Genomic DNA, 14717 nt, shown 5'->3' on the forward strand with positions numbered 1-14717 from the left:
GGCGGGTCAAAACACAAGGCCGCCGCGACGCGCCGGAATCCGCCCGCCGGACGTGGCTTTACCCGGCGCACGGGCGATGCGGAACCGGGGCTCATTGCCGCAGCCGCCGGGATTCCTCGGCATCCGCCTGCGCCCAGGTGTCGAGCGCGTCCAGAATCCCTTGCGCGAACCGGCCCCGCCATTCCGGGTCCACGAGGTTTTCCAGCTCCTTCGGGCTCGACATGAAGCCCAGCTCGATCAGCACCGACGGGATATCCGGCGCCCGCAGGACCGAAAAGCCAGCGTAGTGGTGGGCGCGTTTGTGCATCTTGCCGACGGCCGCGCGGATACCCTCGACCAGCGTCCCGGCCAGGCGTTCGGAGCGCGGTTCGGTCTCCAGCCGGGCCATGTCCATCAGGACGCCGGCGATCACGTCGTCCTGCTCGGCCAGGTCGACCCCGGCCAGCAGATCGGCCCGGTCGTGGCGTTCCGCCAGCAATTCAGCTGCCGTGTCGGAGGCGGTGTCCGACAGCGTGTAGACCGACGCCCCCCGCGCGCGCCCCTCGGCCAGCGCGTCGGCATGGAGCGACAGGAAGGCATCCGCGCCGGCCGCGCGCGCGATGCTGATGCGCGAGATGAGCGGCACGAAGACGTCCTCCTCGCGGGTCAGGACCACCTCGTAGCGGCCCGAGAAGGCCAGAACCTCGCGCAATTCCCGTGCGAAGGTCAGCATCAGGTCGGCCTCGCTATGGCCGTCGCGCTCGGCGCCGGGGTCGATCCCGCCATGCCCCGGATCGAGCACCACGACAAGCGGCCTGTCCCCGGTCTGCCGGCGCTTGGGCGCGGCTGCGTCGGGCGGCGGCGTGCGCGGCCAGAGCGCGGCCTCCGGCGCGCCGGAACGGGCAGCAAACTCCGCCTCCGGAACCGGCTCCAGCCGGATCGCGATGCGCGCCTCGCCGGTGGACGCGTCGGTCCGCATCTCGGCGCTTCGCAGCGCCAGCGGCGCATCGAGGTCCAGCACGATCCGCGACCAGCCGGGGCGGAAGAGCCCCATCCGCATCCCCGAAACGGCCATTGCGCGCTCCAGCGCCGCAGCATCAACCCCGTCAAAGCTGACCTCGCGCAGATCAACCACCAGGCGGCGCGGCGCATCGAGCGTGAAGACCCGGTAGGGCACGCCCTGCGTCAGTGCCAGTTCCGCCGCGACGCCCGCGCCCTCATCGAAAATGGCCGAGCCCTGCTGCATCAGCCGCGCGCGCGCCGTCAGTTCCTGCGCAGCGGTGGGCATGCCTCCGCCCGCCGCCAGCGCGAGCGCCAAAATCCATGTTCCGAGACGATACATTCTGCCCGCTTTCTTTTGCCGCCTCTATACCCGCTGCGGCCGCCGAAAAACAGCATTGTCATTGTCCCGTCAAACCCGCTATGTTCAACGGAAGGTGGAAATCGGGCCGATTTGCCCGCCACTGCACAAGTTTCGCTGTTTCGTACCTGCTGGGCAAAACGCGCCAGGGCAATTTCGAACAGACCGATCAGGCCGAAAGGCCGCACCGCCCGGAACTGGGGCGGAAACAACCAGGGTGCCGCCGCGCGCGACATCGGAGAAGAAACGCGATGAGACGCGACAGGCAAGACACGCGAGTGGCAAGACCGGCATCAGCCGGCGCCGAAGCGTGGCCTGCGCTCCATATCGCCCTGACAAATCAGCCCCCACCTGCCCGCGATCAAGTCCGACGGGCCGCCGGGGCGTGTAAAGAGACTAAATGGCCAAGAAAATGCTCATCGACGCCACGCACGCGGAAGAGACCCGCGTCGTCGTGGCGGACGGAAGCAAGGTCGAGGAATTCGACTTTGAATCCGTCAACAAGCGCCAGCTTGCTGGCAACATCTATCTCGCGAAGGTAACCCGCGTCGAGCCGTCACTTCAGGCGGCCTTCGTCGATTACGGCGGCAACCGCCACGGGTTCCTGGCCTTTTCGGAGATCCACCCGGATTACTACCAGATCCCGGTGGCCGACCGTCAGGCGCTGCTCGAGGAAGAGCGGGAACTGGCACGCAAGGCCGACGACGAGGACGCGCAGGAAAAACCCGCGCGCGGTCGCCGGTCGCGGCGCAAGAAGCCGGCCGGGACCGCGAAGGCGGAGAAAGCCGCTTCCGACGCCGATCAGGTCGTCACCGCCGAACCGTCCGGGGACTCGATCCCCGGCATGGACGTGGTCGATCTGGACGACGAGGACGCGCGGGCCGAACGCATTGAAGGTTTCGCAACCGACGAGGCGCAACGGGATGCCGAGGGCGATGCCACCGGTACGGCCGACGAGGATGGCGACGAGGGCGCCAAGCCCGATGCCGCGGCGCGCGACACCGACATCGAATCGGTGGCCAGCGAGGACGTGGAGGAGGAAATCCAGCGTCCGCGCAAGCAGCGCTCGCGCCGCTACAAGATCCAGGAAGTCATCAAGGTCCGCCAGATCCTGCTGGTTCAGGTCGTCAAGGAAGAGCGCGGCAACAAGGGCGCGGCGCTCACCACCTACCTGTCGCTGGCCGGGCGCTACTGCGTGCTGATGCCCAACACCGCCCGCGGCGGCGGCATCTCCCGCAAGATCACCAACGCCGCGGACCGCAAGAAGCTCAAGGACATCGCCAACGGGATCGAGATCCCGCAGGGCGCCGGGCTGATCATCCGCACCGCCGGTGCCAAGCGCACCAAGGCCGAGATCAAGCGCGACTACGAGTATCTCCAGCGCCTGTGGGAGCAGATCCGCGAACTGACACTGAAATCCGTGGCCCCTGCCCCGATCTACGAGGAAGGCAACCTGATCAAGCGCTCGATCCGCGACCTCTACAACCGCGAGATCGACGAGGTCTTCGTGGAGGGCGAGGCCGGCTACCGGCTGGCCAAGGACTTCATGAAGATGCTCATGCCGTCCCACGCCAAGAACGTGAAGCATTACACCGACCCGCTGCCGCTCTTCGCGCGCTACCAGGTCGAAAGCTATCTCTCGGCGATGTTCAACCCGACGGTGCAACTCAAGTCCGGCGGCTATATCGTGATCGGCGTGACCGAGGCGCTGGTGGCGATCGACGTGAACTCGGGCCGCGCCACCAAGGAAGGCTCTATCGAGGAGACGGCGCTCAAGACCAATCTGGAGGCCGCCGAGGAGGTTGCGCGCCAGCTTCGCCTGCGCGACCTGGCCGGGCTGATCGTGATCGACTTCATCGACATGGACGAGCGCAAGAACAACGCCGCCGTCGAGAAGCGGATGAAGGAGAAGCTCAAGACCGACCGCGCCCGCATCCAGGTGGGCCGCATTTCTGGCTTCGGGCTGATGGAGATGAGCCGCCAGCGGCTGCGCCCCGGCATGATCGAGGCCACCACCGCCCCCTGCCCGCATTGCCACGGCACCGGGCTGATCCGCAACGACGAGAGCATGGCGCTTTCGATCCTGCGTCAACTCGAGGAGGAGGGCGTGCGCAAGCGCACCCGCGAGGTGCTGGTCAAGGCGCCGGTGGGCATCGCCAATTTCCTGATGAACCAGAAGCGCGAGCATATCGCCTTCATCGAGAGCCGCTACGGATTGTCGGTGCGGATCGAGGCCGACCCGGCCCTGGTCAGCCCCGACCACACGATCGAGCGGTTCAAGACCGCGACGCGCGCGGTGCCCGAGGTGACGGCGCCGGTCGTGTCGGTCGACAGCAAGCTGCTTGAGGAAACCGACGAGGCGATCGCCGCGGCCGATGCGCAGATCGAGGCCGAGATCGAAGCCGAGGCCGCGGAGAACGCGGGCGGAAGCGAGAGCGGTGCCGGTGGCGAGAGCGGTGGCACTGGCGACGGCGATGGCGATGGCGGGCCGAGGAAGAAGCGGCGGCGCCGGCGGCGGCGCGGCGGGCGCGGCCGCAATGGCGGCGGCGATTCCGGTCAGGACGACGCGAATGAGGCCGTGGACGACGCCGGGGATGGTGCCGCGGCAGCGGAAGAATCGGCTGACGCCCCGGCCACCGCACCGGTGGAGGCGGAGGCCGAAGCGCCCAAGCCCGCGCGCAAGCGCAGCCGGCGCAAGAGGGCCGATACGCCCGAGGCCCAGCCGGAGCAAGCCGGCGAAGACCAGCCTCAGGACGCCGCTTCCGCGCCGGAGGCGGCCCCGGAACCTGAAGCCGAACCCGAAGCGGAGGCCGAGCCGAAGAAGCCCGCGCCCCGCAAGCGCAGCCGCGCCAAGCCCAAGCCGAAGGATGCGGCCCCTGCCCCCGAGGCGGAGACAGAGGCCAAGCCCGAGCCTGCGCCGGAACCAGCCGAAGCAGCGGCCGCCGAGCCGCAGCCCGAGCCCCCGGCGGAGGCCGCCGAGCCAGCCGTGGCACCCGAACCGGCGATGGCCGGGGAGAGTGCTGCCGAAGAGGGCGAGGCGGATAAGGCGAAACCCAAGACCACCCGCCGCCGCGGCTGGTGGGCGCTCAATCGCTGAGCCGCGTCAGACCGCGCGAAAGCACCGAATCGGACGCGGGCGCAGGGGGAAACCCCGGCGCCCGCGTTCGTTTCCCCCGGCCATGCGGCCCGGCAAGACGGCAGGCCGGCGTTCGGCCGGACACCGCGCATCGGCGCCGTGCGGCTTGAAACCGCCGGGCCAAGCTCTCTATCAAGGGGGGTATCCCCGGCCCCACGCCGCAGGAGGGAGACGCACCGATGAGACACGGCCCGTTTCGCAGGTTCCGGCGCGTCTCCGCCGCGCTGGCCGCTTCGCTCGCGCTTCTGGCCGCGCCAGGTGCAAAGGCGCAGTCGCTCCTGCGCGACGCGGAAATCGAACACGCGCTGGGCATGGTCGCGGCCCCGGTGCTGCAATCCTCGGGCCTGGGGCGCGGCGCGGTGCGCTTCCTCGTGGTGGGCGACCGATCGCTCAACGCCTTCGTCGGCGATCAGCAACATATCTTCCTGCATTCCGGCCTGATCCTTAAACTCGACAGCCCCGACGAGTTGCAAGGCGTCATGGCGCATGAGCTGGCGCATATCACCAACGGCCATGTCGCGCGGCGCATGACCAATCTGCGCAGCGCGTCGCAGGCCGCGCGGCTGGGGCTGGTCCTGGCGCTGGCGGCGGCGGTGGCGGGTGGAGCGGATGCCGGCGTCGGCGTCGCGGCCGGCACGCAGAGCGCCGCCATGCGCCGCTTCTTCGCCCACACCCGTGCCGAGGAGACCGCCGCCGACCTGACCGCCGCGCGCACCATGGCCGGCGCCGGGATCGACCCCGAAGCGATGCTGCGGGTCCTGGAGATCTTCCGCGGGCAGGAGGCACTTTCGTCCAGCCTCCAGGACCCTTACGTGCTGACCCATCCGCTGACGCGCGACCGGATCCGCGCGATCAAGGGCCAGGCCGCCGCGCTGGGCGATCGAGCCCGGCCGGCCCCGGCCGAAACGCGCTACTGGTATGCGCGCGCCACCACCAAGCTTTCGGCCTTCCTGCGCAACCCGTCCTGGACGCTGCGCCGCTTCGACCGCGCCGACCGGGGCGAGATCGCGACGCTCGCCCGCGCCATCGCCTATCACCGGATGCCCAAGCCCGACGAGGCGATCCGCCATGCCGACGGGCTGATCCGCGCCCGCCCCAACGATCCCTACTATCACGAGCTCAAGGGCCAGATCCTACTGGAATCCGGGCGCGCGGGTCCGGCCATCACCAGCTATTCCCGCGCCGCCCGGCTGGCCCCGAACGAGCCGCTGATCCTTGCCGGTCTGGGCCGGGCGCAACTGGCCGGCGGTCAGGCCCGCGCGGCGCTGGAAAGCCTGACCCGCGCGCGCGCCCGCGATCCTCACGATCCGGTGATGTTGCGCGATCTGGCGGTGGCCTATGCGCGTACAGGCGATAATGGTATGGCATCGGTGGCCACGGCCGAGCGTTACGCGGTGATGGGCCGGCTCGAAGATGCCGCGATCCACGCCAAACGGGCCTCCGGACTGGTGCCGCGCGGCTCGCCCGGTTGGCTCCGGGCGCAGGATGTGCTCGGCGCCGCCAAACAGGCGGCGAGGAAATGACGGCAAGCCAGGTGAAGCAAGGTAAGGTAGGCCCCATGAAACAGTTTCTCACCGCACTCATGCTCGGGATCGCCGCCTTGGCCGGTCCCGCACTGGCCGACGGGCTGACTGACCCGACACCGGCGGAGCGCGAGGCGTTCCGGGCCGAGGTGCGCGCCTATCTGCTGGAACATCCCGAGGTTCTGCTGGAGGCGATCCAGAGGCTGGAGGAACGCCAGGCCGCGCAGCAGGATACCGACGACGCGGCGCTGGTTGCAGCCAATGCCGATGCGCTCTTCAACGATCCCGATAGCTGGACCGGCGGCAATCCGGACGGTGCGATCACGCTGGTGGAGTTCATGGATTACCGTTGCGGTTATTGCCGCAAGGCCTTCGACGAAGTCCATGCATTGGTCGAGGGCAATGACGACCTGCGCTTCGTCATCAAGGAGTTCCCGATTCTGGGCGAGCAATCCATGCTGGCCGCGCGCATGGCGATCGCCACGCGCCAGATCGCGGGCGACGATGCCTACAAGGCCCTGCATGACGAGCTGATGACCTATGGCGGGCAGCTCACTGAAACCTCGCTGGCCGGCATCGCGCGCAAGCTCGATCTCGACGCCACCGCCATCATGGACGCGATGGACAGCGACGAGGTGACCCGCGTCATCTCCGAAAATCACCGCCTGGCGCAGCGCATGCAGATCAACGGCACGCCGACCTTCGTGCTGGAGGACCGGATGCTGCGCGGTTACGTCCCGCTGGCGCAGATGGAGCGATTGCTCGACGCCGCGCGCGCGCAGGTGAACTGACCGCGGTCTGTTGGGAACAAGCGAAGCGGCACATGAGCGGCCATGCGACCCTGACCTGCCCCGAATGCGGGCGGAGCGAGAGGCTTCGAATGCCGACCGACGCCTGCCAGTGGTTTCACGAATGTTCCTTCTGCCACGCGCTCCTGCGTCCCGCGCCCGGCGATTGCTGCGTTTTCTGCTCCTACGCCGACAAGCCCTGTCCGCCGGTTCAGGCCGGGCAGGACTGCTGCGGCTGACCGAGGCCGCATTTTCTGCACCCGACGCTTTTCAGCGCCCGTCCGCTTGCGTATAAGCAGCCAGAGCAGAAGAAGCGCCTGCACCGCGCAGGGCGACAGGAACGCCAGCCAGAGTGATCGAGGATCTCCCATGACCAAGAAATCGCACGATGCCGATGTGGCCTTCATCCAGGCCCTGGCGGAGTTGCTGCGCAGCAACGAACTGACCGAACTGGAGGTCCATCGCGACTATGGCGAGGATGACAGCCTGAATGTCCGCGTGGCGCGCCAGATGCAGGCGGCGCCTGCCGCAGCCCCGGTTCATGTCGCAGCCCCCGCCGCCTCTGCCGCGCCCGCGCCCGGCGCCGAGGTCGCGCAGCAGGCTGCCTCGCCCGAGGATTTGGCACAGCATCCGGGCGCTGTGACTTCGCCCATGGTGGGAACGGTCTATCTTCAGGCCGAACCCGGCACGCCGGCTTTCGTGAAGATCGGCGACACGGTCGAGGAAGGCGAGACGCTGTTGATCATCGAGGCGATGAAGACCATGAACCACATCCCCGCGCCGCGGGCGGGCACGGTCAAGCGGATCCTCGTCGAGGACGGCACGCCGGTGGAATTCGGCGCGCCGCTGATGATCGTCGAGTGAGGCGCGCATGTTTTCAAAAGTCCTGATCGCCAACCGGGGCGAAATCGCGCTTCGCGTCATCCGCGCCTGCCAGGAAATGGGCGTCGCCACCGTCGCGGTGCATTCCACGGCCGACGCCGACGCGATGCATGTGCGCATGGCCGACGAAAGCGTCTGTATCGGCCCGCCCGCCGGCACGCTGAGCTACCTGTCGGTGCCCGCCATCATCTCGGCTTGCGAAATCACCGGCGCCGAGGCGATCCATCCGGGATACGGCTTTCTGTCGGAGAACGCGGATTTCGTGCAGGTGGTGGAGGATCACGACCTGACCTTCATCGGCCCCACGGCCGAACACATCCGCATCATGGGTGACAAGATCACCGCCAAGGAAACCATGAAGGCGCTCGGCGTGCCCTGCGTGCCGGGCTCCGAGGGCGGGGTGCCGACGGTGGAGGCCGCGCTCGAACTTGGCGACGAGATCGGCTATCCGCTGATCGTCAAGGCCACGGCGGGCGGCGGCGGGCGCGGCATGAAGCTGGCGCGGTCGCGCGACGAGTTGACGGTCGCCTTCCGCTCGGCCCGGTCCGAGGCCAAGTCCGCCTTCGGCAATGACGAGGTCTATATCGAGAAGTATCTCGGCACGCCCCGGCATATCGAGGTGCAGGTCTTCGGCGACGGCAAGGGCAGCGCGGTGCATCTGGGCGAGCGCGACTGTTCGCTTCAGCGCCGTCACCAGAAGGTCTTCGAGGAAGCCCCCGGCCCCGCCATCACGCCCGAGATGCGCGCCGAGATCGGCAAGACCTGCGCCGAGGCCGTGGCGCGGATCAACTATGCCGGCGCGGGCACGATCGAGTTTCTCTACGAGAATGGCGAGTTTTTCTTCATCGAGATGAACACCCGCCTCCAGGTCGAACACCCGGTGACCGAGGCGGTCTATGGCGTCGATCTGGTGCGTGAGCAGATCCGGGTCGCCGCCGGTCTGCCGATGCATTTTACCCAGGACGACCTGCACCTTCAGGGCCATGCGATCGAGGTGCGGATCAACGCCGAGAAGCTGCCGAATTTCTCACCCTGTCCGGGCCGGATCACGACCTTCCACGCCCCCGGCGGGCTGGGCGTTCGGATGGACAGCGCGCTCTATTCCGGCTACGCGATTCCGCCCTATTACGACAGCCTGATCGGCAAGCTGATCGTGCACGGTTTCGACCGGGAGGAGGCACTGGCACGGCTCAAGCGCGCACTGGGCGAGTTGATCGTGGACGGCGTGGACACCACCGTGCCGCTCTTCCATGCGCTGGTGAACGAACCCGACATCCAGAGCGGCGACTACAACATCCACTGGCTCGAACACTGGCTGGAAACCAATCTGGGCGGTAGCTGAGCGGCCCCGCATGACCGCCCCCGACCCGTTCGGTTTCGCGCTGGCGCGGCACCCGGCCGGGGATTATGGTTCGGGCGAGACAGCCAAAGGGTTCCCATGACGCCGCCGATCACGCCGGATCTGCTTTTGCACGCCTATGGTGCGGGCGTCTTCCCGATGGCCGAGGGGCGCGCCGCGGCCGAGATCTTCTGGGTCGATCCGCGCCAGCGCGGGATCATCCCGCTGGACGGCTTCCACCTGTCGCGCTCGCTGCGCCGGGAGATCCGCCGCCACCCTTTCGCGGTGCGCATCGACGCGGATTTCGAGGGCGTTGTAGCGGGCTGCGCCGACCGCCCGGAAACCTGGATCAACGAGGAGATATTCGATCTCTACGCCGCCCTGCACCGCAGCGGCTGGGCGCATTCCGTCGAGGTCTGGGAGGGCACCGCGCTGGTGGGCGGCGTCTATGGCGTGACGATGGGGGCCGCGTTCTTCGGCGAGAGCATGTTCTCGCGCCGGCGCAACGCCTCCAAGATCGCACTGGCCTGGCTGGTGGCGCGGTTGCGCGCGGGCGGCTTCCGGCTATTCGATACGCAGTTCATCACCCCGCATCTGCGCTCGCTGGGCGCCATGGAGATCCCGCGCGAGGCCTATCGGCGGCACCTGAAGGCCGCGCTGGCCGAGCCCGCGGATTTCTTCGTTCAGTCGGCCCCGTCCTCGCCTTCCGAGGTCCTGCAACTGATCACCCAGACATCGTAGCGCGGGTGGTCGAGCGCCATGAGCGCCGGCGACGAGGCGATCATCCAGCCCTCGAAGATCACTTCTCCGCCCGCCGTGTCGGCAATCGTCAGTTGGGCGAAGGCATCGCTGGCGGGGTCCTCGGCGGGATACCGGCACTCGCCCAGCGTCACGTCAAGCCCGCCATAGACCTGCGTCTCCCCCGGTGCGAGCCGCATCTCGGTCAAGGCGCCGGAGACCCGGTCAAGCCCGCGCAGCACCGCGCCCTCGCGGGCCACGCTAACTCGCGGCTGGTTCTGTGGCTGGTCCAGCGGGGCGGACTCGTATTGCGCGGCGACCGGCCCCGCAGCGCCGGCCAGCGCAGCCAGAAGCACAACGCGACCGAAGGCGCCAGGCGTCATTCCTCGCTGCTCGCCGAGACGAATTTCATCAGGAGCGACACCAGGCTGACGGAGCCCTGGGTGTCCTCGATCTCGCCACCGGGCTCCAGGTTGAAGGGCGAACCGCCCGGCACGATCTCAATATAGTTGCCGCCCAGCAGCCCGTCCTGGCTGACCAGGATCGCGCTGTCCTCGGGGATCTCCAGCCCCTTGAGAACCGACACGGTCGCGTCGGCGCGGAAGGTCTGCGGGTTGAGATCCAGATCCGTGACCGTGCCGATCTTCACGCCCGCCAGGCGCACATCCGTGCCCACCGACACCCCGTCGGCGGAGCGGAAGCTGGCGGTCAGCGGATAGCTGCCCGACCGGGTGGAGACGCCCGCGGCCTGCGAGGCGAAGACCAGGAAGCCCGCGGCCACCGTAATCACCGCGGCGCCGATGATCGTTTCTGTCGTGTTCTCAGCCATGTCTCGACGTCACTCCGGCACCCAGGCTTCGTAATCGGAGCGCTCCGCAGGCACCGCCCGGCGGATCGAGCCCGCAGGTGCATAAGCCAGGGGCGTGCCCGTCAGGTTCTCCTGATGGGGTTTCTCCCAGGGCTTGTGGACCAGTGGCTGATCGGTCGGCGGCTCCTTGTAGGTGTAATGCAGCCAGCCATGCCAGTCGGGCGACACGCGGCTGGCCTCGGCCTCGCCGTTGAAGATCACCCAGCGTTTCTTGCCGTCGGCGGTCTGGTAGAAAATGTTTCCCTCGGCATCCTCGCCCACCCGCCGGCCCTTGCGCCAGGTATAGAGCTGGGTGTTGAGCGTCTGCCCGTTCCACCAGGTGACGGCGCGCAGAAGAGTGTTGAGAATGCCCATCGGATGCCTCCGGTTTTCACTGGTTCTGATATGGACCATGTGGGCGCGGAGGTCTAGTGGCAATGGCCTATCGCCAGCGCCGGAACGCCCGCGCCCGTCCGATGAAAAACGCCGCCGGCCCGGCCGGCGGCGGCGCGTCATTCGAGCGGCATCGCAATGCAGGCGCGGTCAGCCCGCGCTCGCCGCGCCGCTTTTTTCCTGGTCGGTATAGATGAAGAGCGGGTTGGCCTGCGAGGTGGCGGCCTCCTCGTTGACGACGACCTCCTCGACATGGTCGAGGCTGGGCAGGTCGTACATCGTGTCGAGCAGGATATCCTCCATGATTGAGCGCAGGCCGCGCGCGCCGGTCTTGCGTTCGATGGCGCGCTTGGCGATGCCCTTCAGCGCGTCCTCGGTGAAGGTCAGCTTCACGTCCTCCAGCTCGAAAAGCCGCTGATACTGCTTGACCAGCGCGTTCTTGGGCTGGGTCAGGATGGTGACCAGCGCCTCCTCGTCCAGATCCTCCAGCGTGGCGATGACCGGCAGGCGGCCGACGAATTCCGGGATCAGGCCGAATTTCAACAGATCCTCGGGTTCCAGCACCTTGAGCGTCTCGCCGATCTGGCGGGCTTCCTCATCCTTCACATCGGCGCCGAAGCCGATCGCCGAGCCCTTGCCGCGTTGCGCGATGATCCGGTCGAGCCCCGCGAAGGCCCCGCCGCAGATGAAGAGAATATTGGTCGTGTCCACCTGCAGGAATTCCTGCTGCGGATGCTTGCGCCCGCCCTGCGGCGGCACAGAGGCGACGGTGCCTTCCATGATCTTCAGCAGCGCCTGCTGCACGCCCTCGCCCGACACGTCGCGGGTGATCGAGGGGTTGTCGGACTTGCGGGTGATCTTGTCGACCTCGTCGATATAGACGATGCCGCGCTGGGCACGCTCGACATTGTACTCGCTGGATTGGAGAAGTTTCAGGATGATGTTCTCGACATCCTCGCCCACGTACCCGGCCTCGGTCAGCGTCGTCGCGTCGGCCATTGTGAAGGGCACGTCGAGAATGCGCGCCAGCGTCTGCGCCAGCAACGTCTTGCCGCAGCCCGTCGGGCCGATCAGCAGGATATTGGATTTCGCAAGCTCGATATCGGAGGATTTGGAGGCGTTGTTGAGCCGCTTGTAGTGGTTGTGGACGGCCACCGACAGAACACGCTTGGCATGTATCTGGCCGATCACGTAATCGTCCAGAACCTGGCAGATTTCCTTGGGGGCCGGGACGCCTTCGGTGGATTTCAGCCCGGTGGATTTCGTCTCCTCCCGGATGATATCCATGCACAGTTCCACGCATTCATCGCAGATGAACACGGTCGGCCCGGCGATGAGCTTGCGCACCTCATGCTGGCTCTTCCCGCAGAAAGAACAGTAGAGCGTGTTCTTCGAGTCGCCGCTGTTTGTCGCCATCAGTCACCTCAGATAGGTCGCGCCCCTGCGTGCGGGGCTTGTCCGGCTTCTGGTCCACCCTCTCATCCAAAGACTAGGGCAGCCATTCGCCGGGCACAATGCAATTTTCGCTTCGCTCACATGCGGGTGTGGCAGCCGCGCGACGGGTTCACCTTCAGGTTTCGCGCGGGCGATTTTCGACGATTTCGTCGATCAGACCCCAGTCCTTGGCATCCTCGGGGCTCATGAAATTGTCGCGCTCCAGCGCCGCTTCCACCTTCTTGAGGGTCTGGCCGGTATGCTTGACGTAGATCTCGTTGAGCCGCCGCTTGAGCTTCTGGGTCTCCTCGGCATGAATCATGATATCCGTGGCCTGGCCCTGGTAGCCGCCGGAGGGCTGGTGGACCATGATGCGCGAATTGGGCAGCGAGAAGCGCATCCCCGGCTCGCCCGCGGTCAGCAGCATCGACCCCATCGAGGCCGCCTGCCCGATGACCAGCGTGCTGACCTTGGGCTTGATATACTGCATCGTGTCGTAGATCGACAGCCCGCTCGTGACAACGCCGCCGGGGCTGTTGATGTACATCGAGATTTCCTTGGACGGATTGTCGGCCTCCAGGAACAGAAGCTGCGCCACGATCAGCGTGGACATCCCGTCATGCACCGGTCCCGAGACGAAAATGATCCGTTCCTTGAGCAGCCGCGAGAAGATGTCATAGGCGCGCTCCCCCCGCGAGGTCTGTTCGACCACCATCGGGACGAGCGTGTTCATGTAGGTGTCGATCGGATCATGCATGATGTGAAGCCTGCCTCTGGATTGTCTGGGGGTTTCTAGCGCGGGAAACCTGACAGAGTCTTAGTGCCGCGCCCAAGGGCCTGCAAGGGCCGGAGGCGCGGGGCGGCGCCGAAATCGTGGCCCCCGCGCAATGGGAAAAGGGGCGCCGCGGCGCCCCTCCATCCCGGTGGCGCCGCGGCCGCGTTTCACTCTTCCTCGTCGAGCGCGTCGATCGCGGCCTTGAGGTCGTCCTTGGTGGCCTCCTTGTCGGTCACCTCGGCCAGCTCGAAGACGTAGTCCACGACCTTGTCCTCGAAGATCGGGGCGCGCATCTGCTGCTGCATCTGCTGGTTCTGCTGCACGAACTGGAAGAACTGCTGTTCCTGGCCCGGATATTTGCGGGCCTCGTTGATGATCGCCTGGGTCATCTCCTGTTCGGTGACGTCGATCCCCGCCTTCTCGCCGATATGGGCCAGCAGGAGGCCCAGCCGCACGCGCCGCTCCGCGAGCTTGAGATGCTCCTCGGTGGGCTCGATATCGGGGTGGTCGTGGCCGTGCGCATCCGGGTTATCGTCATGCCAGAGCTGGTGCGCGATCTGCTTGGCCTCGCTGTCGACCAGCGTCGGCGGCAGCTCGAACTTCACCGTCTCGTCCAGCGTGTCCAGAAGCTGGCGCTTGGTGAACTGGCGCGCGGTCTGGCGGTATTCTTCGGACAGGCGCTCGCGGATGCGGTCCTTGAGCGCATCGAGGCTCTCCTCGCCGAACTGCTTGGCCAGCTCGTCGTCGATCTGCGCGGCCTCCGGCGCCTTCACCGCCTTGATCGTGCAGTCGAAAACGGCTTCCTTGCCGGCCAGATGCGCGGCGCCGTACTCCTCGGGGAAGTTGACGGTGACGGCCTTCTCCTCGCCCGCCTTCACACCGGCGAGCTGCTCCTCGAAGCCCGGAATGAAGGAGTTGGAGCCCAGCACCAGCGGATAATCCTCCGCCGAGCCGCCATCGAACGCCTCACCGTCGATCTTGCCGACGAAATCCATCACCACCTGGTCGCCGTCCTTGGCCTTGGCGCCCTTCTTGCGGTCCGCGAAATTCTGCGCGCTCTCGGCCAGGTTCTTCAGCGCGTCGTCCACGTCCTCATCGGCCACGGGGACGACCATCCGCTCCAGCTTGAGGGCCTTGAGGTCCACCTCGGGCATCTCCGGCAGCTTCTCGTAGTTGAGCGCCACCTCGATATCGTCGCCCTCTTTCCAGTCCTCGTTGGTCATCTTGACCTCGGGCTGCATCGCCGGGCGGTCGCCGGTGGCCTCGAAATGCTCGTTCATGGCGCCATCGACGGCTTCCTGCATCGCCTCGCCCATGATGCGCTGGCCGAACTGCTTCCTGAGCAGCGCCATCGGCACCTTGCCCTTGCGGAAGCCCTTCATTTCCACCTCGGGCTGGGCTTCCCGCAGTTTTGCGTCCACTTTCTCGTCCAGCTCCTGCGCGGTCAGCATCAGCTTGTAGCCGCGCTTGAGACCTTCGTTCAGGGTTTCGGTGACCTGCATTCTCGTCGTCCTCTTTCAATG

Annotated in this window: 14 protein-coding genes; 7 read left to right on the plus strand and 7 right to left on the minus strand. The window is 66.9% G+C overall.

From position 1 onward, the window contains the following. Nucleotides 1–91 precede the first annotated feature (91 nt). The gene (locus tag DDZ14_RS15555) at nt 92–1321 is read right to left on the minus strand and encodes an N-acetylmuramoyl-L-alanine amidase (protein WP_109425899.1); all 1230 of its coding nucleotides are present in this window, start codon (nt 1319–1321) and stop codon (nt 92–94) included. A gap of 418 nt (nt 1322–1739) precedes the next feature. On the opposite strand from DDZ14_RS15555, the gene DDZ14_RS15560 reads away from it, so the two are divergent. The 7 genes from DDZ14_RS15560 to aat all read left to right on the plus strand — a co-directional run bounded on the left by DDZ14_RS15560 (nt 1740) and on the right by aat (nt 9748). Beyond that, complete coding sequence (locus tag DDZ14_RS15560; protein ID WP_109425900.1) at nt 1740–4436, plus strand: ribonuclease E/G; 2697 nt, start codon at nt 1740–1742, stop codon at nt 4434–4436. A gap of 218 nt (nt 4437–4654) precedes the next feature. Then, nucleotides 4655–5998: a M48 family metalloprotease gene (locus DDZ14_RS15565; protein WP_109425901.1), complete on the plus strand. Its 1344-nt coding sequence runs from the start codon at nt 4655–4657 to the stop codon at nt 5996–5998. Nucleotides 5999–6033: 35 nt separating this feature from the next. Beyond that, nucleotides 6034–6789, plus strand: coding sequence for a DsbA family protein (locus tag DDZ14_RS15570; RefSeq protein ID WP_109425902.1), 756 nt, complete (start codon nt 6034–6036; stop codon nt 6787–6789). Between the two features lie 32 nt (nt 6790–6821). After that, nucleotides 6822–7025, plus strand: coding sequence for a GDCCVxC domain-containing (seleno)protein (locus DDZ14_RS15575; RefSeq protein WP_109425903.1), 204 nt, complete (start codon nt 6822–6824; stop codon nt 7023–7025). 130 nt (nt 7026–7155) lie between these two features. Further along, nucleotides 7156–7650, plus strand: coding sequence for an acetyl-CoA carboxylase biotin carboxyl carrier protein (gene accB / locus DDZ14_RS15580; protein WP_109425904.1), 495 nt, complete (start codon nt 7156–7158; stop codon nt 7648–7650). A gap of 7 nt (nt 7651–7657) precedes the next feature. After that, entirely contained in the window at nt 7658–9010 is a 1353-nt protein-coding gene (gene accC / locus DDZ14_RS15585; protein ID WP_109425905.1) for an acetyl-CoA carboxylase biotin carboxylase subunit, read from the plus strand. 96 nt (nt 9011–9106) lie between these two features. Next, complete coding sequence (aat, locus tag DDZ14_RS15590; RefSeq protein ID WP_109425906.1) at nt 9107–9748, plus strand: leucyl/phenylalanyl-tRNA--protein transferase; 642 nt, start codon at nt 9107–9109, stop codon at nt 9746–9748. Here the strand turns inward: aat and DDZ14_RS15595 are convergent. The 6 genes from DDZ14_RS15595 to tig all read right to left on the minus strand — a co-directional run bounded on the left by DDZ14_RS15595 (nt 9691) and on the right by tig (nt 14696). Further along, on the minus strand, nt 9691–10128 hold the full coding sequence (locus DDZ14_RS15595; RefSeq protein WP_109425907.1) for a DUF2155 domain-containing protein: 438 nt from the start codon (nt 10126–10128) through the stop codon (nt 9691–9693). The genes aat and DDZ14_RS15595 overlap by 58 nt on opposite strands. Next, nucleotides 10125–10574, minus strand: coding sequence for an outer membrane lipid asymmetry maintenance protein MlaD (gene mlaD, locus DDZ14_RS15600; RefSeq protein WP_109425908.1), 450 nt, complete (start codon nt 10572–10574; stop codon nt 10125–10127). Before mlaD ends, DDZ14_RS15595 begins: the two co-directional genes overlap by 4 nt. A 9-nt stretch (nt 10575–10583) precedes the next feature. Next, on the minus strand, nt 10584–10967 hold the full coding sequence (locus DDZ14_RS15605) for an NADH:ubiquinone oxidoreductase subunit NDUFA12 (protein ID WP_109425909.1): 384 nt from the start codon (nt 10965–10967) through the stop codon (nt 10584–10586). 168 nt (nt 10968–11135) lie between these two features. Continuing rightward, entirely contained in the window at nt 11136–12401 is a 1266-nt protein-coding gene (gene clpX, locus DDZ14_RS15610; RefSeq protein WP_109425910.1) for an ATP-dependent Clp protease ATP-binding subunit ClpX, read from the minus strand. 154 nt (nt 12402–12555) lie between these two features. Beyond that, on the minus strand, nt 12556–13176 hold the full coding sequence (locus DDZ14_RS15615; protein WP_109425911.1) for an ATP-dependent Clp protease proteolytic subunit: 621 nt from the start codon (nt 13174–13176) through the stop codon (nt 12556–12558). 185 nt (nt 13177–13361) lie between these two features. After that, nucleotides 13362–14696 (minus strand): trigger factor, encoded by a 1335-nt coding sequence (gene tig, locus DDZ14_RS15620; protein ID WP_109425912.1) that lies wholly within the window; start codon nt 14694–14696, stop codon nt 13362–13364. Nucleotides 14697–14717 lie beyond the last annotated feature (21 nt).

Source organism: Maritimibacter sp. 55A14 (assembly GCF_003122205.1).
In the GTDB taxonomy this organism is placed as follows: domain Bacteria; phylum Pseudomonadota; class Alphaproteobacteria; order Rhodobacterales; family Rhodobacteraceae; genus QEYE01.

Coding starts and splice junctions, on each gene's coding strand:
- DDZ14_RS15605 (WP_109425909.1), bottom strand. CDS start 10,967: ATGGGCATTCTCAACACTCTTCTGCGCGCCGTCACCTGGTGGAACGGG.
- DDZ14_RS15565 (WP_109425901.1), top strand. CDS start 4,655: ATGAGACACGGCCCGTTTCGCAGGTTCCGGCGCGTCTCCGCCGCGCTG.
- DDZ14_RS15555 (WP_109425899.1), bottom strand. CDS start 1,321: ATGTATCGTCTCGGAACATGGATTTTGGCGCTCGCGCTGGCGGCGGGC.
- DDZ14_RS15595 (WP_109425907.1), bottom strand. CDS start 10,128: ATGACGCCTGGCGCCTTCGGTCGCGTTGTGCTTCTGGCTGCGCTGGCC.
- accC (WP_109425905.1), top strand. CDS start 7,658: ATGTTTTCAAAAGTCCTGATCGCCAACCGGGGCGAAATCGCGCTTCGC.
- clpX (WP_109425910.1), bottom strand. CDS start 12,401: ATGGCGACAAACAGCGGCGACTCGAAGAACACGCTCTACTGTTCTTTC.
- mlaD (WP_109425908.1), bottom strand. CDS start 10,574: ATGGCTGAGAACACGACAGAAACGATCATCGGCGCCGCGGTGATTACG.
- DDZ14_RS15560 (WP_109425900.1), top strand. CDS start 1,740: ATGGCCAAGAAAATGCTCATCGACGCCACGCACGCGGAAGAGACCCGC.
- DDZ14_RS15615 (WP_109425911.1), bottom strand. CDS start 13,176: ATGCATGATCCGATCGACACCTACATGAACACGCTCGTCCCGATGGTG.
- DDZ14_RS15570 (WP_109425902.1), top strand. CDS start 6,034: ATGAAACAGTTTCTCACCGCACTCATGCTCGGGATCGCCGCCTTGGCC.
- aat (WP_109425906.1), top strand. CDS start 9,107: ATGACGCCGCCGATCACGCCGGATCTGCTTTTGCACGCCTATGGTGCG.
- tig (WP_109425912.1), bottom strand. CDS start 14,696: ATGCAGGTCACCGAAACCCTGAACGAAGGTCTCAAGCGCGGCTACAAG.
- accB (WP_109425904.1), top strand. CDS start 7,156: ATGACCAAGAAATCGCACGATGCCGATGTGGCCTTCATCCAGGCCCTG.
- DDZ14_RS15575 (WP_109425903.1), top strand. CDS start 6,822: ATGAGCGGCCATGCGACCCTGACCTGCCCCGAATGCGGGCGGAGCGAG.